Origin of the sequence: Agrococcus phoenicis, from assembly GCF_047302415.1 — a bacterium.
Lineage (GTDB): Bacteria > Actinomycetota > Actinomycetes > Actinomycetales > Microbacteriaceae > Agrococcus.
The window spans coordinates 2394553-2415778 of record NZ_CP154854.1 but is presented as its reverse complement, the minus strand read 5'-3'; the positions used below and the strand labels follow the sequence as shown (position 1 = coordinate 2415778).

Here is a 21226-nt window from a genome sequence, read left to right as displayed (position 1 = left end):
GGGCGATTCGACGGCCGGTCGTGCGGCTTCTAGCCTGTGCGAGGCTCCCTCATCGCGTGTGGGTGGAGTGCGGCATCGTCGACTCGGAGGGGGCAGCGTGACGAACCTGGCTGAGATGGGCATCGACGAGAGCCGCTACAGCGAGCGCACGCCCCCGTTCGACATGCTCGCCGAGCAGTCCGCCATCGGCGGCATGCTGCTGTCGAAGGACGCGGTGGCCGACTGCCTCGAGACCGTGCGCGGGCCCGACTTCTACCAGCCGAAGCACGAGATCGTCTACGAGGCGATCCTCTCGCTCTACTCGCGCGGTGAGCCGACCGACGTCATCACGGTCTCGGACGAGCTCACCAAGACCGCCATGCTCTCCCGCGCCGGCGGCGTGGAGTACCTGCACTCGCTCACCTCGATGGTGCCGACCGCCGCCAACGCCGGCTTCTACGCCGAGATCGTCGCCGAGAAGGCGGTGCTGCGCCGCCTCGTCGAGGCCGGTACGCGCATCGTGCAGATGGGCTACGCCTCCGAGGGCGAGGTCACCGACCTCGTGAACAACGCCCAGGCCGAGATCTACGCCGTCATGGGCGACGACCAGTCCGAGGACTACGTGCCGCTCAGCATCGCCGTGGAGATGGCGATCGAGGAGATCGAGGCCGCGAAGGGCCTCGACGGCGTCATGACGGGCGTGCCAACCGGGTTCCGCGAGCTCGACGAGCTGACGAACGGCCTCCACCCCGGGCAGCTCATCGTCATCGCCGCCCGCCCTGGCCTCGGCAAGTCGACCCTCGCCATGGATCTCGTGCGCTCGGCGTCGATCAAGAACGACATGCCCTCGGCGTTCTTCTCGCTGGAGATGGGGCGCACCGAGATCGCGATGAAGCTGCTCTCGGCGGAGTCGAACATCCTGCTGCAGAAGCTGCGCAAGGGCTCGATCGAGGGTCGCGACTGGACGACGCTCGCGCAGGTGCGCGGCCGCATCAACGACGCGCCGCTCTACATCGACGACAGCCCGAACCTCACGCTCGTCGAGATCCGCGCCAAGTGCCGTCGCCTCAAGCAGCAGGCCGGGCTGAAGATGGTCGTCGTCGACTACCTGCAGCTCATGACGAGCGGCAAGAAGGTGGAGTCCCGCCAGCAGGAGGTCTCGGAGTTCTCGCGCTCGCTCAAGCTGCTGGCGAAGGAGCTGCAGGTGCCGGTCATCGCGCTGTCGCAGCTCAACCGAGGCCCTGAGCAGCGCGGCGACAAGAAGCCGGCGATCAGCGACCTGCGCGAGTCGGGCTCGATCGAGCAGGACGCCGACATCGTGATGCTGCTGCACCGCGAGGACGCCTACGACCGCGACATCCGACCGGGCGAAGCGGACATCATCGTCGCGAAGCACCGAGGCGGCCCGACGAAGACGATCCCCGTCGCGTTCCACGGGCACCTCGCGCGCTTCGCCGACATCGCGCCCGGCATGGGGCCGAGCGACGGCGGCGGCATGCCCGCGATGCCTCCGGGCGGCACGCCCTTCGGCGGCTCGCCCTACGGCGCGCCCCAGGAGCCGCCGCCCGTCGAGGGCTGACGCTCCGCGCTGCCCGGGCAGAGCGCGAAGCGGGGCCCCGGCGTCGTGCCGGAGCCCCGCTCCTGAAGGCGCTGCTGCGCCTGGGTCAGTCCTGCTGACCGATGGCGAAGTCGACGCGGCCATCGGGCTGCGCGGATGCGTCGAGGACCTTGTCGTCGAGGGTCTGGGCGGCCTGCGGGTCGAGGAAGACCTTCGCACCTGCCGACTCGACCACCTGGTCCTCGGCCTCCGGCTGGTTCGCGACGGCGACGTTGAGGCCGGAGCCCTCGACGTCCTGGGAGATGCGGATGCCGCCGGTCTGCGGCGCCTGCGCACCGCCGACGATGCCGGTGATCACGGTCTGGGCGTTCTCGGTCAAGGTGAGCATGGCGCTCCTTCCGTTGGCGAGCAGGCCACGATGCCGTTCCTTCGCCGACGATGCAAGCCCCCGAGACCCGCCGGGCGTGTCGCCATGCCCGTCTCCGGCGGGCCGGGAGCCGGAGCCGGCTCCGGCGACTGACAGACTGGCTGCATGCCCACTGATCTCGAGGCGCGCGTCGCCGTCTACATCGACTTCGACAACATCCTCATCTCCCGCTACGACCAGCTGCACGGTCGGGGTGCCTTCCACTCCGACAAGGTGCGCACGCTGCACGCCGACGGCGGCCGCGAGTCGAAGGCCCGCACCCGCTTCCAGCAGGCGACGGTCGACCTCGGGGCGATCATCGACTACGCCTCGAGCTTCGGATCGATCGTGCTGAGCCGCGCCTACGCCGACTGGTCGGTGCCGGCCCACGCCGCGTATCGCGACCAGCTGCTCGCCCGCGCCGTCGACCTCGTGCAGATGTTCCCCACCACGCGCGCGCTGAAGAACGGCGCCGACATCCGGCTCGCGGTCGATGTCGTGGAGGATCTGTTCCGGCTCGACGCGATCACGCACGTCGTGATCGTGGCGGGCGACAGCGACTACATCGCGCTCGCGCAGCGCGCGAAGCGGCTCGGCAGCTACGTCGTCGGCATCGGTGTCGCCGGCAGCACCTCGAAGTCGCTGGCGGCGGCGTGCGACGAGTTCGCCGACTACGACGCGCTGCCCGGCATCGACCCCGTGCAGCTGGACGAGCTCGAGGCCGAGCCCGAGGTGCCCGCGGCCGCTGTGCCCGCGGCCAAGCGTCGGTCCAAGCGCGGCGCGAAGGCGGAGGCGAGCGCCGGAAGCGGCGCAGCCGAGGTCGAGCAGGCGACCGAGCCGGCCGCAGAGCCGGCCGAGGAGGCCGCGCAGCCCGCCGATGCAGAGCCCGCGCGCCAGCCGGCGCGCCGCAGCCGCCGCGCGACGAGCGCGTCGGTGGCTGCCGAGCAGGACGAGGTGGCGATGACGCCGGATCAGCGCGGCGACGCCGCGACCGGCCTCCTCGAGCGCGCCATGCGCATCCTGCACCAGAAGACCGACGACGAGTGGCTGCACGCCAACGTCGTCAAGGAGCAGATGAAGCGCATGGACCCGGTGTTCAACGAGAAGTCGCTCGGCCACAAGTCCTTCTCCGACTTCGTGACCGCGCGCGGCGACCTCGTGGACATGCGCGTGGAGGGGCAGGCGCGCCTGCTGCACCTCAAGGAGGCGTAGTCCGGCGCAGCAGCGCTGGCGGATCCAGGGCAGACTGGAGCCATGCCGGAGCTGCCGGAGGTCGAAGCGCTGGCGGCCGATCTGCGCGAGCGAGCGGTGGGCCGCACGATCGATCGTGTCGACGTCACCGAGATCGCCGCGCTGAAGACCTTCGACCCGTCCCTCGACGCGCTGCGCGGCACGACGCTCACGGAGGCGAGGCGACGCGCAAGCGGCTCGCGCTGCACGTGGTGCGCGACCCCGAGCAGGTCATGTCGATCGCGACGCTCGGCCCCGAGCCCCTCGATGCCGCGTTCACCGAAAAGCGGTTCGCGGGGATCCTGGCGCGGGCCGGCCGCGCGCAGATCAAGGGCGTGCTGCGCGATCAGCAGCGGATCGCGGGCATCGGCAACGCCTACTCCGACGAGATCCTGCACGCGGCGCGCATGTCACCCTTCCATCCGGCGTCGATGCCGGACGACGACGTGCATCGGCTCTTCGAGGCGCTGCAGCAGGTGCTCGGCGACGCGGTGGAGCGCGCGGTGGGCGGCAGCGCGGCGACGCTCAAGGCCGAGAAGCGGCAAGGGATGCGCGTGCACGGGCGCAAGGGCGAGGCGTGCCCCGTGTGCGGCGACGCCGTGCGGCAGGTGATCTACGCCGACTCGACCTTCGAGTACTGCGCCACGTGCCAGACGGGCGGCAAGCCGCTCGCCGACCGCGTGCTGTCGCGGCTGGGCGTGCGCCGGTAGCGCTCTCAGCGCGTCCGGTCGGGGATCTCGCCGGTCGCGATCGTCCAGGGCTGCGCGGTCACCACGCGCACGCCCGGCGCCGAGTAGTAGGGGTCGTCCTGGATGGCTGCCTCGACGACCGCCATGTCGTCGGTGCTGAACAGCAGCAGCGCGCCGGACTGGTCCTCGAAGGGGCCGCCGGCGAGGAGCACGCCCTGCTCGTGCAGCGCGGCGGCGCGCTCGCGGTGCGCAGGGCGCAGCTCGAGGCGGGCGAGGTCGTCGGAGAACGAGAGGATGACGGCGATCATGGTTCCAGCCTAGGCACACGGGGGTTGTCCCACCCCCACCGTCCGGGAAACCCGGGCGACCGGGCGCGCGGCGCCGAGGAGGCTGGATGCATGACCTCCAGTGCGCCCCGCACCTCCTCCTCCGACCGCGATGCTGCTTCGAGCAGCGCGCCGCCGCTCGGTCGATCGGCTCCGCTGCCGCGCTCGCGCGTCGCCTTCGTCGCCTTCGCGGCGCTCACCGTCCTGCCGATGCTCGGCCTCGCGGGGCTGGCTGTCGCCGGCGCGGTCGACGGGGCATCCCTGTCGATGCTGTCGCCGGCCGCGATGCTGCTGCCCGCCCTCATCGCGGTCTCCGTCTGGTCGCTGACGCGGCCGCTGCCGCTCGGCAGTGCGTTGCGCGTGCGTCCCGAGCGCGGCTGGCCCCGCACCATCGGTTGGTCGCTCGTCGCGCTCGCCGTCGTCGCAGCCCTCGGCGCCGCCACCGCCGCGCTGGCGGTGCTGCTCGGCCTCGCGCAGCCTGGGACGACCTGGCGAGCGGTGCTCCCGGCGCTCCCGGGTGTGCTCGCGACGATGCTCGTGCTCTCGCTGGCCGAGGAGGTCGGCTGGCGCGGCTTCGCGCAGCGGCTGCTCGCGCCGATCGGCCTCGTGCGCGCCTCCTTCGCCGTCGCCGCGCTCTGGGCGCTCTGGCATGCGCCGGCGATGGCGGTCTGGGTCTGGGAGGGCACGATGTCGCTCGCCGGTGCGCTCACGACCCTCGGCGGGCTGCTGCTGGGCGGCCTCGTGCTCTCGGCGCTCTCGGCGCTCGGCGGCAGCGTCTGGCCCGCCGTGGTCGGGCATGCGGCGATGAACTCGCTCGTCGTCTTCGCGACCAGCACGCTCGTCACCGGCGACCCTGCGGCGATCGGAGCGATCGGCTGGATCCCCTGGGCGCTCGCGGCGGCGGCGCTGCTGCTGCTGGCGAGCCGGGCGCCCCGGGCGCGACGGCTCGCGGCCGCCTGACTCGAGTCGAGCGGGCGACCCGTGCAGCGCGGCTCAGGCCGCGATGCGCTCCTCGATCGCTGCGGCGACCACGAGGTCGACGCTCTCGCGCAGCGCCGCCTCGGAGCGACCCACGAACGCGGGGGCATCGATGATGCGCATCGAGTCGTCGAAGTCGGTGGGCTCGAACGGCATCTGCACGCCCTCGCCCTGCAGCGCGAGCCCGATGTAGCGCAGCACGGCGCTCAGCTGCGCCGCCGCCGAGCGACCGCCCGCCCAGCCGTAGGAGACGACGGCGGCGGGCTTGCCCACCCACTCGGCCTTCAGGTAGTCGATGGCGTTCTTCAGCGCGGCCGGGTAGCCGGAGTTGTAGTCGGGGGTGACGAACACGACGCCCTCGAGGGCATCGATCCGCTCGGCCCATGCGATGGTGTGCGGCTCGGTGCGCACGCCGGAGGCCGGCGGCAGCGCCTCGTCGAGCAGCGGCAGCCGGATCTCGGCGAGGTCGAGCATGACGGGGTCGGCGCCGGCCGACTCGACCAGGGCCACGAGCTCGTCGGCGACCGGTCGGCCGACGCGGACGGGGCGGGTGCTGCCGACGATGATGCCGATCTGCGGGCGTGCAGACATGGTGCTCCTCAGGGTCTTGGTGGGGGATGGCGCGCCTCGACGCGACGCCGTGATCAGACAACGCGGTCAGCACGCCACTATTCCGAGCAGCGCTGCCGCTCGCGGGATGCGGCCAGCGCCCGACTAGGCGAGGAAGGCGCGCGCCGCGGTGACCATGGCGGTCGTCGCGGTGTCGAGCGTCGGCTGCAGCACCGGGATGAAGTCGGGGGAGTGGTTCGAGGGCACGTCGGCGTCTGCCGTGCCGCGCGCGGTCGCCTCGGCGACGAGCTGCGGGTCGAAGCCGCCATAGAACCAGTAGACCGAGGGCGCGCCCCAGGTGTCGGGCAGATAGCTGAAGTCCTCGGAGCCGAGCACGGGGGTCTGCGGCAGGTGCTGCTCGCCGAAGACCGCGTCGAACGCTGCGCCCACGGCCGCAGCCGCATCCGCGTCGTTCACCGTGAGCGGCGCGCGCTCGCCCGTCTCGATGATGGCCGGCGGGGCACCGGCGACGGCGCACTCGCCCTGCACGATGCGCTCGATCGCGGCGATCATCCGCGTGCGCACCTGCTCGTCGAAGGTGCGGATGTTGATCTCGAAGCGCGCCGTCTCGGGGATGATGTTCTGCCGCGTGCCGGCGTGGAAGGTGCCGATCGTGAGCACCGCCTGCTCGCGCGGCGCGACCTCGCGGGAGACGATCGTCTGCAGGCGCAGCACCATGCTCGCGGCGAGCACGATCGGGTCGATCGTCTTCTCGGGCTGCGAGCCGTGGCCGCCGCGCCCTCGCACGGTGACGACGACGTGGTCGCTGGCCGCCATGACCGGGCCTCCGGCGGTGAGCACGGTGCCGGCGGCGCCCGGCATGACGTGCTGGCCGAGCGCCACGTCGATGCCGTCGGGCAGCAGCGCTCGCAGCGCATCCTGCATGCCGAGCGCGCCGTCCATGGTCTCCTCGGCGGGCTGGAACAGCGCGATGATCGTGCCCGACCAGTCGTCCTGGTCGACGAGGATGCGGAGGGCGCCGTGCAGGGAGGCCATGTGCGTGTCGTGGCCGCAGGCGTGCATGACGCCGACGGGCGAGCCGCCGAGGTCGGCAGTGGCCCTCGAGCGGTAGGGGACCAGGTCGACCTCGGTCACCGGCAGCCCGTCCATGTCGGCGCGCAGCAGCACCGTCGGGCCCTCACCGCGCCGCAGCACGCCGACCACGCCCGTGGCCGTGCCGACCTGCTCGTGCACCTCGAAGCCCGACTCCCGCAGCAGCTCGGCCATGCGGGCGGCCGTGCGGTGCTCGCGGAGCGAGAGCTCAGGGCTCGCGTGCAGCTCTCGGTAGAGGTCCTCGATGAAGGGGCGGTGGTGCTCGAGCGTCATGCGGCCAGGCTACGCCGCCGGCCCAGCGCTGCGCCGCCCCGCCCTCCTGCGCTGCCGCGGCGCCGATAGGATCGAGGGCGAACCGTGAGGAGATCCGTGACCGCCACGCCCGTCGCCTCGCAGGGGCTGCAGCACTGGCACCTCCCTGCGCTGCGCGCCATCCCCGCCCTCGTCGTCGGTCTGCCGCTGCCCTTCATCCAGCTGCACTCGCCGCTCGTCGGGCTGATCGCGCTCGCCGCGCTGCTGCTCGGCAGCGCCGCTGCGATGTGGGTCGCGCGCCACCGGGTGCCGGAGGGAGCGGGAGCCTGGCCGACCGTCGTGGCCGTCTGGTCGGGCGTCGCAGGCCTGGTCGCCGTCGCCATGGCGTTCATCGCGCCGACCCCGGCGGTGCTCGGGCTCACCGTGGCGCTCTGGGCGGTGCCCAGCGGGCTCGTCGAGCTGCAGGGATGGGTGCGACTGCGCGCCAGCAGCGAGCCGCGCACGCGCCAGCTGGCTCGCGACTGGCTCGTGGTCGGCGGCGTCACGGTGCTGCTCGGCATCGTGTTCGCCTTCCTGCGCGACCCGGTCAGCCTGACGGGGTTCATCGGCGCCTACGCCGTCATCGTGGGTGTCTTCCACGCGGTCGCGGCGCTCTCCGCGCGCCCCTCCCGCACCACCTCGACCGAGCGGAGCGACGCATGAGTGACGCAGATCCCCAGCAGCCCGGCCAGCCCAGTCGCCGCCAGAAGCTGAAGCCCTTCGAGTACCTGGTCTTCGCCGTCGTCGCGGGCGGCTTCATCGGCCTCGTGGTCATGCTGAGCGTCCGCGACATCACGCTCGCGATCATCTTCGGCGGCATCGGCTTCATCGGCACGCTGCTGCTGACGGCGACCATGATGCTCGCCATCAAGCCGAAGGGCCGCTCGGCGGCCGATCTCGACAAGCGCGAGGGCTTCGAGGCGTGACGCGCGCCTCGGGGCTCGCGGCGGCGCTGCTGCTGCCGCTGGTGCTCGCGGGCTGCACTGCCCTCACCGCCGTGGAGACCGCGTCGCCGGCGTCGAGCGACGGCGGCTCCGGCCAGGGCGAGGAGCACGCGGGCGATGAGCACCAGGGTGCCGGGCATCCGAACAGCCCCCACCTCCTCGCGGAGGGCCGCGCGTTCGACCCCGTCGCCGACGACGTCGACCCCGATGCCAACTGCGACGGCCGCGGCGGGCGCGAGACGCTGACGAGCTTCGACCGGGCCGCCTGGCCCGACCTCGACCTGGCTGCGGGAGACGCGCGCCTGACGTGCGGCAACGCCTCCGGCGCCGGCTGGCGCCACATCGCCGACGGCCACACGGGCGACTTCGGCGAGCTCGCAGACCTGGTCGACGCCGACTGGGAGGACGTGGCGTGGTTCGCGATCGACCGCGCGCTCGAGCAGCCGACCCGGGTCGAGGAGTACCGCGACGACATCGTGAACTACGACGTCCTGGTCGAGCTCGTCGACGCCGGCGCGGTCGAGCGCTCCTGGATGGTGACGGTCGGCGTCGGGCTCGGCTCCGGGCAGATCATCACCTCGTTCCCCGACGAGCAGCGCTGATGCCCATGCGCGATCTCGTCTCCGTCGACTGGCTGGCCGAGCGCCTGGGCGACGAGGGCCTCGTGGTGGTCGACGCCTCCATGCGGCCGCCGGGCTCCGACGCGCCGCTGCCGACCGAGGGCATCCCCGGCGCCGTGCGCTTCGACCTCGAGGGCGCGATGTCGCGGCACGACGAGTCGGATGGGCTGGGCCCGGTGGGCGTGCACGACATGCCCGCGCCGGCCGGCTTCGAGCGCGCGCTGCGCGCGCTCGGCGTGCGCGAGGGCGACCGCGTCGTCGCCTACGACGCGGCCGGGCTCTTCTCCAGCGCCCGCGCGTGGTGGATGCTGCGCGCCGCAGGCATCGATGCCGCCGTGCTCGACGGCGGGCTGCCCGCCTGGGTCGCCGCCGGGCATCCGCTGACGGAGGTGGCCGCGACCACCGGCCGCCGTGGCGATGTGGCGGTGAGGTGGGATGCCTCCGCGATGGTCGACGCGGAGGTCACGGCCGCAGCGCTCGCCTCGGGCGACGCCGCGGTGCTCGACGCGCGCTCGGCCGCCCGGTTCTCGGGCGCAGAGCCCGATCCGCGGGCGGGCGTGCGCGCGGGGCACATGCCCGGTGCGGTCTCGCTGCCCTTCGCCGAGCTCGCGCCCGGAGGCAGCATGCTGCCGGTCGAGCAGCTGCGGGCGCGCCTGAGCGAGGCGGCGGGCGATCGATCGATCATCGCGAGCTGCGGCTCGGGCGTCACCGCCTCCGTGCTGGCGCTCGCGGCGGTGCTCGTCGGCCGCTCGGCCGCGGTCTACGACGGCTCCTGGTCGGAGTGGGGCCACGAAGCATCGGGCAGGCCGGTCGCCTGACCTCGACGAGGCCGGTCGCCCGTCGATAGATTTGATCGATTCACGATAAGCGATACGGTGGGTCCATGACCGATCGCGACGCCGAGCTGCTGCGCGAGCGGGGCCTGCGCGTGACGCAGGGCCGGCTCGCGGTGCTCGACGCGCTCGAGCGGATGCCGCACGCCGGTGCTGATGCAGTGCACAGAGCGCTCGCCCTGACCGGCTCCGACCTCAGCCTGCAGTCGGTGCACAACGTGCTCGGCGACCTGACGGCGGTCGGGCTGCTGCGCCGCTTCGAGCCCGAGCGGCAGGCGGCGCGCTACGAGCGCCGGGTCGACGACAACCACCACCACGCGGTCTGCTCGCGCTGCGGCAGGGTCGAGGACGTCGACTGCGTCGTCGGCGCGGCGCCGTGCCTGCACGCCGACGCGCCGCCCGGGTTCGCCGTGCGCACCGCGGAGGTGACGTTCGTCGGCGTCTGCGCCGACTGCGTCGAGGCAGCCGCCTGAGCGAGACCGAGACCGAGACGGAAGAGGATCCATGACGACACCCACCACGAACAGCGTCGGCACCCCGATCGCGAGCGACGCGCACTCGCAGAGCGTCGGCGCCGACGGCGCGATCGCCCTGACCGACCACTACCTGGTCGAGAAGCTCGCGCACTTCAACCGCGAGCGCGTGCCGGAGCGGGTGGTGCACGCCAAGGGCGGCGGCGCCTACGGTCGCTTCGTCACCACCAACGACGTCTCGCAGTACACCCGCGCCGCGCTCTTCCAGCCCGGGGTGGAGACCGAGATGCTCGCGCGCTTCTCGACCGTCGCCGGCGAGCAGGGCAGCCCCGACACGTGGCGCGACCCGCGCGGCTTCTCGCTGAAGTTCTACACGAGCGAGGGCAACTACGACCTCGTCGGCAACAACACGCCCGTCTTCTTCATCCGCGACGGCATCAAGTTCCCCGACTTCATCCACTCGCAGAAGCGCCTGCCCGGCTCGAACCTGCGCGACAACGACATGCAGTGGGACTTCTGGACCCTCTCGCCCGAGTCGGCCCACCAGGTCACCTGGCTCATGGGGGACCGCGGTCTGCCGAAGACGTGGCGCCACATGGACGGCTTCGGCTCGCACACCTACCAGTGGATCAACGCCGAGGGCGAGCGCTTCTGGGTCAAGTACCACTTCCAGACGGACCAGGGCAACGACTTCCTCACGCAGGAGGAGGCCGACGAGCTCGCGGGCAGCGACGCCGACCACCACATCCGCGACCTGTACTCGGCGATCGAGGACGGCGATTTCCCCTCGTGGACGCTCTCCGTGCAGGTGATGCCCTACGCAGACGCCGCGACCTACCGCTTCAACCCCTTCGACCTGACGAAGGTGTGGCCGCACGGCGACTACCCGCTGATCGAGGTCGGTCGCATGACCCTCGACCGCAACCCCGAGAACTACTTCGCAGAGATCGAGCAGGCGGCGTTCAGCCCGGCGCACTTCGTGCCCGGCATCGCCGCCAGCCCCGACAAGATGCTGCAGGCCCGCATCTTCAGCTACGCCGACGCGCACCGCTACCGCATCGGTGCGAACCACGCCGAGCTCCCCGTCAACCGCGCGAGGGCCACGGAGGTCAGCTCCTACGACAAGGACGGCCAGCTGCGGCACACCTTCCGCTCGCCCGCCGCCCCGGTCTACGCGCCGAACTCGTTCGGCGGGCCTGCGGCGGATGCGGCTGCGGCGGGGGACGACGGCGGGTGGGCGTCGGACGGCGAGCTCGTTCGCTCCGCGGTGACGCTGCACGCCGAGGACGACGACTTCGGCCAGGCAGGGACCCTCTACCGCGAGGTGCTCGACGACGAGGCGCGCGCCCGCCTGGTGGAGAACATCGTGGGGCACGTCGGCAAGACGCGCATCCCCGCCATCCGCGAGCGCGCCATCCAGTACTGGAAGGACGTCGACGCCGACCTGGGCGCCCGCGTCGAGGCCGGTCTGACGCCCATCGAGGAGCCGCGCACCTCGCTCGCGGCCGAGCCGGTGCGGACCCCCGCGGTCTTCTAGCGGGATCCTCGTCGCGGCCCGCGCTGGTGCTCACCGGCGCGGGCCGCGACGCGTCCGGCGGTCACGGCAGCCGGTCGACGAGCGCGCTGGCGACGCCCGTGTACGCAGCCGGCGTGAGTCGGCGCAGGCGCTCCTTCGCCGCATCCGAGACGTCGAGGCCGTCGACGAAGGCGACGAGCTCCGCCTGACCGACGCGCTGCCCGCGCGTGAGCTCCTTCAGCTGGGCGTAGGGATCGTCGATCGACGAGCTGCCGGCGAGCACCTCGGCGCGGATCACCGTCTGGATCGCCTCGGCGAGCACCTCCCAGTTGCCCTCGAGCGCGGCGTCGAGCGACGCATCCGACACCGCGATCTCGCTGAGGCCGCGGCGCAGGTTGTCGAGCGCGAGCAGCGAGTGGCCGAGCGCCACGCCGATGTTGCGCTGCGTCGACGAGTCGGTGAGGTCGCGCTGGAGGCGGCTGGTGACGAGCGTGGCCGAGAGCGAGTCGAGCAGGGCGGAGGCGATCTCGAGGTTGGCCTCGGCGTTCTCGAAGCGGATCGGGTTGATCTTGTGCGGCATCGTCGACGAGCCGGTCGCGCCCGCGATCGGGATCTGCGTGAAGGTGCCGAGCATGATGTACGTCCACACGTCGGTCGCCAGGTTGTGCAGGATCCGGCCCGCGTGCGAGACGGCGCCGAAGAGCTCTGCCTGCCAGTCGTGCGACTCGATCTGCGTCGTGAGCGGGTTCCAGGTGAGCCCGAGCGATTCGACGAACGCGGATGCCGTGGCGGGCCAGTCGGCGCCGGGCTCGGCCACGACGTGGGCCGAGAAGGTGCCCGTGGCGCCGGCGAACTTGCCGAGCACCTCGACCGCCTCGATGCGCGTCGCCTGCCGCTCGAGGCGCCAGGCGACGACGGCGAGCTCCTTGCCGAGCGTCGTCGGGGTCGCGGGCTGCCCGTGCGTGAGCGAGAGCATCGGCCGCTCGCGGTGCTCGATCGCGAGCTCGCGCAGCCGGTCGATGACGGCGCGGAACGCGGGCATCCAGACCTCGGCCACCGCGGTGCGGATCGTCAGCGCGTAGGAGAGGTTGTTGATGTCCTCGCTCGTGCAGGCGATGTGCACCGCCTCCGAGAGGCGTGCGAGCCCGAGCTGCTCGAGCTGGTCGCGCACGAGGTACTCGACGGCCTTCACGTCGTGGCGGGTGACCGCCTCCTTCTCGGCGAGCCAGTCGATCTGCTCCTGGTCGAACGCCGCCGCCCACTGCCGCAGCGCATCCGCCTGATGCGCCTCGACCGGGGTGGCGCCGAACAGCCCGTGCTCGGCGACCCAGAGCAGCCACTCGACCTCGACGTGCACGCGGGCGCGGTTGAGGCCGGCCTCGGAGAGGTGCTCGGCCAGCGCCGAGGTCTGCCGCTGGTAGCGGCCGTCGAGGGGCGAGAGCGGCTGGATGGGGAGGGGCATGGGGCTCCTTCAGGGGCGCATGGCGGGCTGGATCTGTCGGAACAGCCTGCTGACGGCGGTCTCGATCTGGTGGAGGACGGTGCCGAAGAAGGCGTCCTCCGAGTAGTAGGGGTCCGGCACGTCGAAGCCGGCCGCCTCGGGGTCGAACGACAGCAGCAAGCGGATCTTCGACTCCTGCTCGTCGCTGCGGGCGAGCGAGCGCAGGGCGCGCTCCTGGCCGCGGTCGAAGGCGATCACGAGGTCGAAGGCGTCGAGCCACTTCGCCTTGAACTGCTTGGCGCGGTGGGCGACGGCGTCGTAGCCGGCATCGGTGAGCGCGACGAGGGTGCGCGGGTCGGCCGTCTCGCCCACGTGGTACTCGCTGATGCCCGCGCTCGCGACCAGCAGGCGCTCCGCGACCCCGTGCTTCTTGGCTAGGTGCTCGAAGACGGTCGCGGCCATCGGGGATCGGCAGATGTTGCCGGTGCACACGAAGCAGACGCGGAAGCGCGTCGCATCGGCGAACTCCCGGTCGATGGTCACGGCTCCATTCTGGCGCACGGCAGAGGGCCTCTCCACAGGGTCGAGCCTCACCGCCGCGAGCTGCCCCGCAGCGGTGCGATCGTGCGAGCGGCATCGAGGCGGGCGAGGGGCGGGTGGCGAGATGACGGTGACAGACGCGGTGGTCGCGGCGGCGAGGGCGAGCGCCGCTGCGGAGGCGCACGAGGCGATCGGTGCGGTGGAGCGGGCGGCCCGTGCGCTCGAGGATGCCGCGGCGCTCGCGGTGCTGCGCGGGCAGGAGGCGTGGCTCGGGCCCGCCCGCGAAGCCTTCGACGCTCGCGGGCAGGCGCTCCGCGCACGGCTGCTCGACGAGTCGACGGCGCTGCAGCTGCTCGCGTCGTCGATCCGGGGCGCGCTGTGATCCCGGGGCGCGCGGTGATCCGGGGCTCGGCGTGAGCGAGAGCGGCCCGAAGCTGCGGGCCTGGGATCCATCGGTGACGGGGATGGCGTGCGCGCAGCTGCGCGAGGCGCGAGCCCGCGCCCAGGATGCGCTCCACGCGCTCCGGGCAGCGCCCGACCTCCTGGTGCCCGCCGCGCAGGGCATCGACGTCGCGACGCTGCGCCTGTGCGGGGCCGCGATCCGCGAGCGGGCCGTCGAGGCGCGGCGGCTCGTCGAGGATCTCGACGGGCTGCACGACCACACCGCGCTCGCCGGCCGCGCCTACGCGTGGGCGTCGGATGCGGTGCGGCACCTGATCGAGCAGACCGCGGGCGGCGTCGCCCACGCCCTGGGCTCGGCGGCGCGGGGCGCCCTGCTCGCCGTGGCCCCCGGGGCGGTGGCGATCGGCCTCGTGGCGGTGCCGCTGGCCGCGCGGCTGCTGCTCCTGCACCCCGAGCTGCTCGCGAGCGTGACGCAGCGCGCCGGGCGGGTCGGCACCGACGTCGCGCGCTTCCTCGACGACACCTCGGGCTTCTGGGAGCGCGCGGGCGAGCTGCTGATGGCGAACCCGGTGTTCACGACGGCGCTCGCGCTCGCGGTCGAGTCGACCGACGAGGCGCTCGCCGGCCTGCTCGGCATCCCTGCCCCGATGGCCGCCCAGCTGGAGTCGCGGGTGGGCGACGACGAGGTGCTCGGCATGATCGCGCTCGCTGCAGCCGGCGGCGCGGGGCTCGTGACGGGCGGCGGCCGCGTGCAGGCGGTGTTCCGCCGCCCGGTCGCGGTTCCGGATGCGCCGATCGCGGATCCGGCGGCGGCGATGCGCATCATCGTCGAGCAGGACGACCAGGTGACCATCCACGAGCACCGCATGCCCGACGGCGCCCGCCGCTTCCAGGTCTTCGTGCGGGGCACCGAGTCGATCGGGCCAGACCCCTCGACGGGCCTCGACATGCGGGCGAACCTCGAGAACGCGGGCGACGACGGGGCGCGGCTGCACGGCTCGAGCGCCGCGGTCGCCGCCGCGATGCGCCAGGCGGGCGTGCAGCCGGGGGACGCGGTCGACCTCTTCGGCTTCTCGCAGGGCGCCGGCGCGGTGGCGAGCGTCGCGGCGTCGGGGGAGTTCGACGTGCAGACCGCGCTGCTCGTCGGCGGGCCGGTCGACGCCGCCGGCATCCCGCCGCAGGTGGCCGTCTTCAGCGTCGCGCACCACGGCGACGTCGTGCCGTCGCTCGACGGCTGGGGCGACGAGCGCGTGCACGCGACCACGGTGGTGGAGAGCGCCGGCGGGCACGGTTCCGGCCCCCTCGCGCGGCACTCGGGCCTCGAGTACATCGAGACGCTCGATGCCCTCGACGACCTCGCCTACGACCGGTACCGCGAGCGGCTCGCCACGCTCGCGGCGGGCGGCATCGGCATCGCGGGGGTCAGCGTGCACCTGCGGCGCCGCTGATGCCGGATCACCGCTCGCGCGGGCGCTCCTTGCCGAAGATCGGGCGCGTCACGATCGTGATGAGCCACGTCAGGAACGCGATGCACACGGCGGCCAGCATGCCCCACCAGAAGCCGTCCACCTGCAGCCCGTAGCCCACGGCCTCCGAGATCCAGTGGACGATCATCAGCAGGAACGCGTTGACGAACAGCGCCACGATCCCGAGCGTGAGGATGTAGAGCGGGAAGGCCACGATGCGGATGACGTTGCCGATCGTCGCGTTCACGATCGCGAAGACGATCGCGACGCCGAGCGTGGTCAGCGCGACCTGCCACCCCTCGTCGCCGAAGGGCACGATGTGCACGCCGCCCACGAACAGCGTGACGAGCCAGATCGCGATGGCGGTGAAGACGACTCGGAGCAGGAAGCGCATACCGGGATTCTCGCACCATCTCCCCGACGCCGGCCCATATCCCTGCACCGGGCGGCTGGTCGCAATAGCCTGAGGGCGTGACTGTGCGACTTCGACCCGAGATCGCGGCGGTACCGCCGTACCAGCAGGGGCGGCCAGCGCCGCAGGGGGGCTTCAAGCTCTCGAGCAACGAGAACCCCTTCCCGCCGCTGCCCGCGGTGGTCGAGGCGGTGCAGCGCGAGGCCGAGCGGGTCAACCGGTACCCCCGGCCCGGCGGCCCCGAGCTGCAGGCGGCGCTCGCGAGCGAGCTGGGCGTCGACGCCGCGCGGATCCTGATCGGCGACGGCTCCGCCGCGCTCATCCAGCAGCTCATCCACGCCGTCGCCGGCCCGGGCGACGAGGTCGTCTACGCCTGGCGGTCGTTCGACGCCTACCCGCTGTTCGTGCGGATGGGCGGGGCGACGGCGATCGAGGTGCCGGTCGATGCCGAGCACGCGCACGACCTCGACGCGATGGCCGACGCGATCACCGAGCGCACCCGCGCCGTCATCGTCTGCAGCCCCAACAACCCCACCGGCACGATCGTCGACCGCGAGGCGCTCGACGCCTTCATCGCGCGGGTCCCCTCCGACGTCCTCATCCTGCTCGACGAGGCCTACATCGAGTTCGTGCGCGTCCCCACCGTCGACGGCATCGCCCTGCAGCGCGCCCACGACAACCTCGTCGTGCTGCGCACGTTCTCGAAGGCGCACGGCCTCGCGGGCCTGCGCGTGGGCTACGCGGTCGGCGACCCCGCCGTGCTCCGCGGCGCCGACATGGCGGGCGTGCCGCTGTCGCAGACCGCCCTCGGCTCGGCCGCCGCCCTCGCCGCGCTCGAGCACGTCGGGGAGACCTTCTCGCGCATCGAGCGCCTCGCCGAGCAGCGCGACGCGCTCTGGCAGCGGCTCGTGGAAGCGGGCGTGCAGGTGCCTCGCCCGCACGGCAACTTCTTCTGGGTGCCGGCGACGCCCGGCCAGGAGGAGCAGGTGCACGACATCCTCGAGGCGAACCGCATCGTCGCGAAGGTCTTCCCCGGCGGCACCCGGATCTCGGTGGGCGAGCCCGAGGCCGACGAGCACATCCTCGCGGCGGCCGTCGCGATCCAGGCGCTGCAGTGACCGCTGCCGACGCGCCCCGCGCGCCGCAGGCGACCGAGCCCATCCGCCTGCTCGACGCCGAGGGCGTGCTGGTCGAGAGCGCCGCCGCCGAGCAGTGGCATGCGCTCGCGGCGCAGCTGAGCACCGACGACCGCGTCGCGATGCACGGCGAGATGGTGCGCACGCGCCGCTTCGACATCGAGGCCGGCCACCTGCAGCGGCAGGGCAAGCTCGGCCTCTGGGTGCCCTCGATCGGGCAGGAGGGCGCGCAGGTCGGCGCGGCGTGGGCCGCTCGCGACCAAGACACGATCTTCCCCTCCTACCGCGAGCACCTCCTCGCGCTGCACCGCGGTGTGACGATGGACCAGATCATCGACATCTTCCGCGGCGCGCGCCACGGCGGGTGGGACCCGCTCGAGGTGCGCGGCATGCGCATCTACTCGCTCGTCATCGCCACGCACGCCCTGCACTCGACGGGCTACGCCATGGGGGTGCGGCTCGACGGCGCATGCGGCACCGGCGACGCGCTGCGCGACGAGGCCGTGATCGCCTTCTACGGCGACGGCGCCGCGAGCCAGGGCGACGCGAGCGAGGGCCTCGTCTTCGCGGCGAGCTACGAGGCGCCGATCGTGTTCTTCGTGCAGAACAACAAGTGGGCGATCTCCGTGCCCTCCACCCGGCAGAGCCGCTTCCCGCTGCACGAGCGCGCCCGCGGCTTCGGGCTCGACGCCGCCTGGGTGGACGGCAACGACCCGCTCGCCTCCTTCGCGGTGACGCGGCGGATGCTCGACGCGGCGCGCCAGGGCACGCCCGGCTACATCGAGGCGGACACCTACCGGATGGGCGCGCACACGACGAGCGACGACCCCACGCGCTACCGCACGAGCGACGAGGAGGAGTCGTGGCGGCGCCGCGACCCGATCATCAGGCTCGCGGCGCACCTGCGCTCGCTCGGCGTCGCCGACGCCGTGCTCGACGAGCAGGAGCGGGAGGCCGCCGACCTCGCCGCCGACATGCGGCGGCGGGCGCTCGAGGCCCGGACCGCGATCAGCGACGACATCTTCGACCACGTCTACGCCGAGCCGCACCCGCGCATGACCGAGCAGAAGCGCGCGCTCGCCGAGTTCGAGTCCAGCTTCGGAGGCGACGCATGACCGAGCCCACCGCCGCCACCACCACCATGCCGATCGCGAAGGCGCTGAACGCCGGCCTGCGGGCTGCGATGCAGCAGGACGACAGGGTGCTCCTGATGGGCGAGGACATCGGCCCGCTCGGCGGCGTCTTCCGGATCACCGACGGCCTGCACGCCGAGTTCGGCGACCACCGCGTGCTCGACACCCCGCTGGCGGAGTCGGGGATCATCGGCACCGCGATCGGGCTCGCGATGCGCGGCTACCGGCCGGTGATCGAGATCCAGTTCGACGGCTTCGTCTACCCCGGCTTCGACCAGATCGTCTCGCAGCTGGCGAAGATGACCGCCCGGCACCGCGGCGCGGTGCGCATGCCGGTCGTGATCCGCATCCCCTACGGCGGCCACATCGGCGCCGTCGAGCACCACCAGGAGAGCCCGGAGGCGTACTTCGCGCACACCGCTGGCCTGCGCGTCGTGAGCCCCTCGACCGCCAACGACGCGCACTGGATGCTGCGGCAGGCGATCGATAGCGACGACCCGGTCGTCTTCCTGGAGCCGAAGTCGAAGTACTGGTCCAAGGGCGAGGTGCTCGCCTCGCCCGCCCCGGGGCTCGACGGCGTCGCCGGCATGCACCGCGCCGTCGTCGCGCACCCCGGCACCGACGTGACGCTCATCGGCCACGGCGCGATGGTGCACGTGCTCCTGCAGGCGGCGCAGATCGCCGAGCGCGAGGGCACCTCGTGCGAGGTCGTCGACCTGCGCTCGCTCTCGCCCGTCGACTGGGAGACGCTCGTCGACTCCGCGCGCCGCACGGGTCGCGTGGTCGTCGCCCAGGAGGCGCCGGGCCACGTGTCGGTCGGCAGCGAGATCGCCGCGACGATCGCCGAGCGCGCGTTCTACTCGCTCGAGGCGCCGGTGCTGCGGGTGTCGGGCTTCGACACCCCGTTCCCGCCGGCGCAGCTCGAGGACATCTACCTGCCAGACGCCGACCGCGTGCTCGACGCGGTCGATCGCGCCATGGCCTACTGACGGAAGGCGCACCATGCAGGAGTTCCGACTGCCCGATCCGGGCGAGGGCCTCACCGAGGCGGAGATCGTGACCTGGCGCGTGAAGCCGGGCGACACCGTCCACGTCAACGACGTGCTGCTCGAGGTCGAGACGGCCAAGTCGCTCGTCGAGCTGCCGAGCCCCTTCGAGGGCACCGTCGAGGCGCTGCTCGTCGAGGAGGGCCAGACGGTCGAGGTCGGCTCGCCGATCATCCGGGTCTCGGGCGGTGACGCGGATGCGGTGGAGACCGCGCAGGACACCGCCGACACCGTCGAGAAGGATGAGGACGGCGGCGCCGTGCTCGTCGGCTACGGCGTGCGCGGCGGCGCCGAGACCCGCAGGCGCAAGCCTCGGACGGTGCGCTCGGTGCCGGCGCCGGCCCAGCCCGTGCGGCCCGCCTCGGTGCCCGCTGCCTCCGCCTCGCCCGTGATCGCGAAGCCCCCCACGCGCAAGCTCGCGAAGGATCTCGGGGTCGACCTCACCGCCGTGGCCGGATCGGGCCTCGCGGGCGAGGTGACGCGGGACGACGTCGTGCAGGCGGCGCAGCAGGCCACGGTCTTCCGCAACCTGCAGGCGCCGGAGTGGTCGGGCGGCCGCGAGGAGCGGATCCCGGTCAAGGGCGTGCGCAAGGTGATCGCGCAGGGGATGGTCGACTCGGCGTTCACCGCGCCGCACGTGTCGGTCTTCACCGATGTCGACGCGACGCGCACGATGGAGTTCGTGCAGCGGCTGAAGTCGTCCACCGACTTCGCGGGCGTCAGGGTCTCGCCGCTGCTGATCATGGCGAAGGCGATCCTGTGGGCGATCCGCCGCTCACCGCAGGTCAACTCGACCTTCACGGGCGACGAGCTCGTCGTGCACCACTACGTGAACCTCGGCATCGCCGCAGCGACGCCTCGCGGGCTGCTGGTGCCGAACGTCAAGGACGCGCAGGACATGTCGCTGCTGGAGCTGGCGACGGCGCTCCAGGAGCTCACCGCGACCGCCCGCGAGGGGCGAACGCAGCCGGCCGACATGCAGCACGGCACGTTCACGATCACGAACATCGGCGTCTTCGGCATGGACACCGGCACGCCCATCCTGAACCCGGGGGAGACCGGCATCATCGCGCTCGGCACGATCCGGCAGAAGCCGTGGGTCGTCGACGGCGAGGTGCGGGCGCGCTGGGTCACGACCGTGGGCGGCTCGTTCGACCACCGGGCGATCGACGGCGACGTGATCAGCCGCTTCGTCGCCGACGTCGCCTCGATCCTCGAGGAGCCGGCGCTGCTGCTGGACTAGCTGCGCTCGCCCTGCCACCACGAGTCGTCGGGACCGACGGGCATGCGGCGCTTGTGCTCGGTGGCGTCGTAGCGGGCGATGATCTGCTCGGCGACGCCGTCGTCGACCGGCTCGCCGCGCAGGAACGCGTCGATCTGCTCGTACTGCAGCCCCAGCTCGGACTCGTCGGTCTGGCCGGGCCGCTCGTCCAGCAGGTCGGCGGTGGGCACCTTCTGCCACAGGCGGTCGGGCGCGCCGAGCTCGCGCAGCAGCTCCTTGCCCTGGCCCTTCGTGAGGCCGGCGAGCGGCAGCAGGTCGGCGCCGCCGTCGCCGTGCTTCGTGTAGAAGCCGGTCACCGCCTCCGCGGCGTGATCGGTGCCGAGCACGAGCATGCCGAGCTGACCGCCGATCGCGTACTGCGCGATCATGCGCGCGCGAGCCTTCACGTTGCCCTTGTGGTAGTCGTCGACCGGGCCGATCCCTGCCTCCACGGAGGCCTCGAGCGCGTCGACGCCCGGCTTGACGTCGATGGTGACCGCGCGGTCGGCCGCGATGAAGCCGAGCGCGAGCTGCGCGTCGTCCTCGTCGTGCTGCACGCCGTAGGGGAGTCGCACGGCGACGAAGCTCGCGTCGCCGCCGCCCTCGCGCACGCGCTCGACGGCGAGCTGCGCGAGACGGCCCGCGAGCGTGGAGTCCTGCCCGCCGGAGATGCCGAGCACGAAGCCGCGGGCGCCCGTCGTGCGCAGGTAGTCGACGAGGAAGCCGATGCGGCGCTCGAGCTCTGCGGGGGGATCGATGCTGGGCCGGGAGCCGAGCGCTGCGGTGATCGCCGACTGCCGAGTCTCATTGCTGGTCGCCATGGTGCGAGCCTACGCGCGCTCTGTGACGAGCGCGTTGCGGGCCGCCCAATGTTCGACATTGAC

General features: G+C 72.7%; 22 protein-coding genes and 2 pseudogenes. 16 read left to right on the top strand and 8 right to left on the bottom strand.

Translation table 11 applies throughout. From position 1 onward, the window contains the following. Window positions 1–115 precede the first annotated feature (115 nt). Window positions 116–1447: pseudogene (gene dnaB / locus AA0Z99_RS11580) on the top strand (replicative DNA helicase); the annotation flags it as partial. 196 nt (window positions 1448–1643) lie between these two features. Here dnaB and AA0Z99_RS11575 read toward each other — a convergent pair. After that, a complete protein-coding gene (locus tag AA0Z99_RS11575; protein ID WP_413317514.1) occupies window positions 1644–1925 on the bottom strand; it encodes a Fe-S cluster assembly protein HesB in 282 nt (93 codons plus the stop codon). A gap of 144 nt (window positions 1926–2069) precedes the next feature. Between AA0Z99_RS11575 and AA0Z99_RS11570 the strand changes: the two genes are divergently transcribed. Both AA0Z99_RS11570 and AA0Z99_RS11565 read left to right on the top strand, forming a co-directional pair. Continuing rightward, window positions 2070–3155, top strand: coding sequence for an NYN domain-containing protein (locus AA0Z99_RS11570; protein WP_413317512.1), 1086 nt, complete (start codon window positions 2070–2072; stop codon window positions 3153–3155). Window positions 3156–3197: 42 nt separating this feature from the next. After that, a pseudogene (locus tag AA0Z99_RS11565) lies at window positions 3198–3883 on the top strand (DNA-formamidopyrimidine glycosylase family protein). A 5-nt stretch (window positions 3884–3888) separates the two neighbouring features. Here AA0Z99_RS11565 and AA0Z99_RS11560 read toward each other — a convergent pair. Then, a complete protein-coding gene (locus tag AA0Z99_RS11560; protein WP_413317510.1) occupies window positions 3889–4170 on the bottom strand; it encodes a YciI family protein in 282 nt (93 codons plus the stop codon). A 90-nt stretch (window positions 4171–4260) separates the two neighbouring features. Here AA0Z99_RS11560 and AA0Z99_RS11555 point away from each other — a divergent pair, with 90 nt between their 5' ends. After that, complete coding sequence (locus AA0Z99_RS11555) at window positions 4261–5148, top strand: type II CAAX prenyl endopeptidase Rce1 family protein (RefSeq protein ID WP_413317508.1); 888 nt, start codon at window positions 4261–4263, stop codon at window positions 5146–5148. 33 nt (window positions 5149–5181) lie between these two features. Here AA0Z99_RS11555 and AA0Z99_RS11550 read toward each other — a convergent pair whose 3' ends face one another. Further along, the gene (locus AA0Z99_RS11550) at window positions 5182–5757 is read right to left on the bottom strand and encodes an NADPH-dependent FMN reductase (protein WP_413317506.1); all 576 of its coding nucleotides are present in this window, start codon (window positions 5755–5757) and stop codon (window positions 5182–5184) included. Window positions 5758–5880: 123 nt separating this feature from the next. Next, window positions 5881–7101 (bottom strand): amidohydrolase, encoded by a 1221-nt coding sequence (locus AA0Z99_RS11545; protein ID WP_413317504.1) that lies wholly within the window; start codon window positions 7099–7101, stop codon window positions 5881–5883. A gap of 96 nt (window positions 7102–7197) precedes the next feature. Between AA0Z99_RS11545 and AA0Z99_RS11540 the strand changes: the two genes are divergently transcribed. From AA0Z99_RS11540 to AA0Z99_RS11515, 6 genes are all read left to right on the top strand, one after another. Continuing rightward, window positions 7198–7782, top strand: a complete 585-nt coding sequence (locus tag AA0Z99_RS11540) for a hypothetical protein (protein WP_413317502.1) — start codon at window positions 7198–7200, stop codon at window positions 7780–7782. Then, the gene (locus tag AA0Z99_RS11535; RefSeq protein WP_413317501.1) at window positions 7779–8045 is read left to right on the top strand and encodes an ABC transporter ATP-binding protein; all 267 of its coding nucleotides are present in this window, start codon (window positions 7779–7781) and stop codon (window positions 8043–8045) included. Before AA0Z99_RS11540 ends, AA0Z99_RS11535 begins: the two co-directional genes overlap by 4 nt. Next, a complete protein-coding gene (locus AA0Z99_RS11530; RefSeq protein ID WP_413317499.1) occupies window positions 8042–8665 on the top strand; it encodes a hypothetical protein in 624 nt (207 codons plus the stop codon). The genes AA0Z99_RS11535 and AA0Z99_RS11530 overlap by 4 nt, the downstream gene beginning before the upstream one ends. After that, window positions 8665–9501, top strand: a complete 837-nt coding sequence (locus AA0Z99_RS11525; RefSeq protein WP_413317497.1) for a sulfurtransferase — start codon at window positions 8665–8667, stop codon at window positions 9499–9501. Before AA0Z99_RS11530 ends, AA0Z99_RS11525 begins: the two co-directional genes overlap by 1 nt. Window positions 9502–9566: 65 nt before the next feature. Further along, window positions 9567–9989 carry a Fur family transcriptional regulator gene (locus AA0Z99_RS11520; protein WP_413317495.1) on the top strand — a complete coding sequence of 141 codons (423 nt, stop codon included), beginning with the start codon at window positions 9567–9569 and terminating at the stop codon, window positions 9987–9989. Window positions 9990–10020: 31 nt separating this feature from the next. After that, window positions 10021–11526 (top strand): catalase, encoded by a 1506-nt coding sequence (locus AA0Z99_RS11515; protein ID WP_413317493.1) that lies wholly within the window; start codon window positions 10021–10023, stop codon window positions 11524–11526. A gap of 61 nt (window positions 11527–11587) precedes the next feature. Here the strand turns inward: AA0Z99_RS11515 and purB are convergent, their stop codons facing one another. Both purB and AA0Z99_RS11505 read right to left on the bottom strand, forming a co-directional pair. Then, window positions 11588–12967, bottom strand: a complete 1380-nt coding sequence (gene purB, locus AA0Z99_RS11510) for an adenylosuccinate lyase (protein WP_413317491.1) — start codon at window positions 12965–12967, stop codon at window positions 11588–11590. 9 nt (window positions 12968–12976) lie between these two features. Further along, a complete protein-coding gene (locus AA0Z99_RS11505) occupies window positions 12977–13489 on the bottom strand; it encodes a low molecular weight protein-tyrosine-phosphatase (RefSeq protein WP_413317489.1) in 513 nt (170 codons plus the stop codon). 121 nt (window positions 13490–13610) lie between these two features. Between AA0Z99_RS11505 and AA0Z99_RS11500 the strand changes: the two genes are divergently transcribed. Together AA0Z99_RS11500 and AA0Z99_RS11495 are read left to right on the top strand one after the other, a co-directional pair. Next, window positions 13611–13868: a hypothetical protein gene (locus AA0Z99_RS11500; protein ID WP_413317487.1), complete on the top strand. Its 258-nt coding sequence runs from the start codon at window positions 13611–13613 to the stop codon at window positions 13866–13868. A gap of 31 nt (window positions 13869–13899) precedes the next feature. Then, a complete protein-coding gene (locus tag AA0Z99_RS11495) occupies window positions 13900–15336 on the top strand; it encodes a hypothetical protein (RefSeq protein WP_413317485.1) in 1437 nt (478 codons plus the stop codon). A gap of 7 nt (window positions 15337–15343) precedes the next feature. On the opposite strand, the gene AA0Z99_RS11490 is transcribed toward AA0Z99_RS11495, so the two are convergent. After that, a complete protein-coding gene (locus AA0Z99_RS11490; RefSeq protein WP_413317483.1) occupies window positions 15344–15748 on the bottom strand; it encodes a phage holin family protein in 405 nt (134 codons plus the stop codon). Window positions 15749–15825: 77 nt separating this feature from the next. On the opposite strand from AA0Z99_RS11490, the gene AA0Z99_RS11485 reads away from it, so the two are divergent. From AA0Z99_RS11485 to AA0Z99_RS11470, 4 genes are read left to right on the top strand one after another with little or no spacing between them, the layout of a single operon-like run. Next, window positions 15826–16884 carry a histidinol-phosphate transaminase gene (locus tag AA0Z99_RS11485; protein ID WP_413317481.1) on the top strand — a complete coding sequence of 353 codons (1059 nt, stop codon included), beginning with the start codon at window positions 15826–15828 and terminating at the stop codon, window positions 16882–16884. Then, window positions 16881–18017: a thiamine pyrophosphate-dependent enzyme gene (locus AA0Z99_RS11480; RefSeq protein WP_413317479.1), complete on the top strand. Its 1137-nt coding sequence runs from the start codon at window positions 16881–16883 to the stop codon at window positions 18015–18017. Before AA0Z99_RS11485 ends, AA0Z99_RS11480 begins: the two co-directional genes overlap by 4 nt. After that, window positions 18014–19024, top strand: coding sequence for an alpha-ketoacid dehydrogenase subunit beta (locus tag AA0Z99_RS11475; protein ID WP_413317477.1), 1011 nt, complete (start codon window positions 18014–18016; stop codon window positions 19022–19024). Before AA0Z99_RS11480 ends, AA0Z99_RS11475 begins: the two co-directional genes overlap by 4 nt. A gap of 13 nt (window positions 19025–19037) precedes the next feature. After that, a complete protein-coding gene (locus AA0Z99_RS11470; protein ID WP_413317475.1) occupies window positions 19038–20324 on the top strand; it encodes a dihydrolipoamide acetyltransferase family protein in 1287 nt (428 codons plus the stop codon). Here AA0Z99_RS11470 and nadE read toward each other — a convergent pair. Further along, on the bottom strand, window positions 20321–21163 hold the full coding sequence (gene nadE, locus AA0Z99_RS11465; RefSeq protein WP_413317473.1) for an ammonia-dependent NAD(+) synthetase: 843 nt from the start codon (window positions 21161–21163) through the stop codon (window positions 20321–20323). The two genes, AA0Z99_RS11470 and nadE, sit on opposite strands and share 4 nt — an antisense overlap. Between the last annotated feature and the right edge of the window lie 63 nt (window positions 21164–21226).

Excerpts from the sequence above, each read along its gene's own strand:
- AA0Z99_RS11575 (WP_413317514.1), bottom strand. The coding sequence starts at position 1,925 with ATGCTCACCTTGACCGAGAACGCCCAGACCGTGATCACCGGCATCGTC.
- AA0Z99_RS11570 (WP_413317512.1), top strand. The coding sequence starts at position 2,070 with ATGCCCACTGATCTCGAGGCGCGCGTCGCCGTCTACATCGACTTCGAC.
- AA0Z99_RS11560 (WP_413317510.1), bottom strand. The coding sequence starts at position 4,170 with ATGATCGCCGTCATCCTCTCGTTCTCCGACGACCTCGCCCGCCTCGAG.
- AA0Z99_RS11555 (WP_413317508.1), top strand. The coding sequence starts at position 4,261 with ATGACCTCCAGTGCGCCCCGCACCTCCTCCTCCGACCGCGATGCTGCT.
- AA0Z99_RS11550 (WP_413317506.1), bottom strand. The coding sequence starts at position 5,757 with ATGTCTGCACGCCCGCAGATCGGCATCATCGTCGGCAGCACCCGCCCC.
- AA0Z99_RS11545 (WP_413317504.1), bottom strand. The coding sequence starts at position 7,101 with ATGACGCTCGAGCACCACCGCCCCTTCATCGAGGACCTCTACCGAGAG.
- AA0Z99_RS11535 (WP_413317501.1), top strand. The coding sequence starts at position 7,779 with ATGAGTGACGCAGATCCCCAGCAGCCCGGCCAGCCCAGTCGCCGCCAG.
- AA0Z99_RS11525 (WP_413317497.1), top strand. The coding sequence starts at position 8,665 with ATGCCCATGCGCGATCTCGTCTCCGTCGACTGGCTGGCCGAGCGCCTG.
- AA0Z99_RS11520 (WP_413317495.1), top strand. The coding sequence starts at position 9,567 with ATGACCGATCGCGACGCCGAGCTGCTGCGCGAGCGGGGCCTGCGCGTG.
- AA0Z99_RS11515 (WP_413317493.1), top strand. The coding sequence starts at position 10,021 with ATGACGACACCCACCACGAACAGCGTCGGCACCCCGATCGCGAGCGAC.
- purB (WP_413317491.1), bottom strand. The coding sequence starts at position 12,967 with ATGCCCCTCCCCATCCAGCCGCTCTCGCCCCTCGACGGCCGCTACCAG.
- AA0Z99_RS11500 (WP_413317487.1), top strand. The coding sequence starts at position 13,611 with ATGACGGTGACAGACGCGGTGGTCGCGGCGGCGAGGGCGAGCGCCGCT.
- AA0Z99_RS11490 (WP_413317483.1), bottom strand. The coding sequence starts at position 15,748 with ATGCGCTTCCTGCTCCGAGTCGTCTTCACCGCCATCGCGATCTGGCTC.
- AA0Z99_RS11475 (WP_413317477.1), top strand. The coding sequence starts at position 18,014 with ATGACCGAGCCCACCGCCGCCACCACCACCATGCCGATCGCGAAGGCG.
- AA0Z99_RS11470 (WP_413317475.1), top strand. The coding sequence starts at position 19,038 with ATGCAGGAGTTCCGACTGCCCGATCCGGGCGAGGGCCTCACCGAGGCG.
- nadE (WP_413317473.1), bottom strand. The coding sequence starts at position 21,163 with ATGGCGACCAGCAATGAGACTCGGCAGTCGGCGATCACCGCAGCGCTC.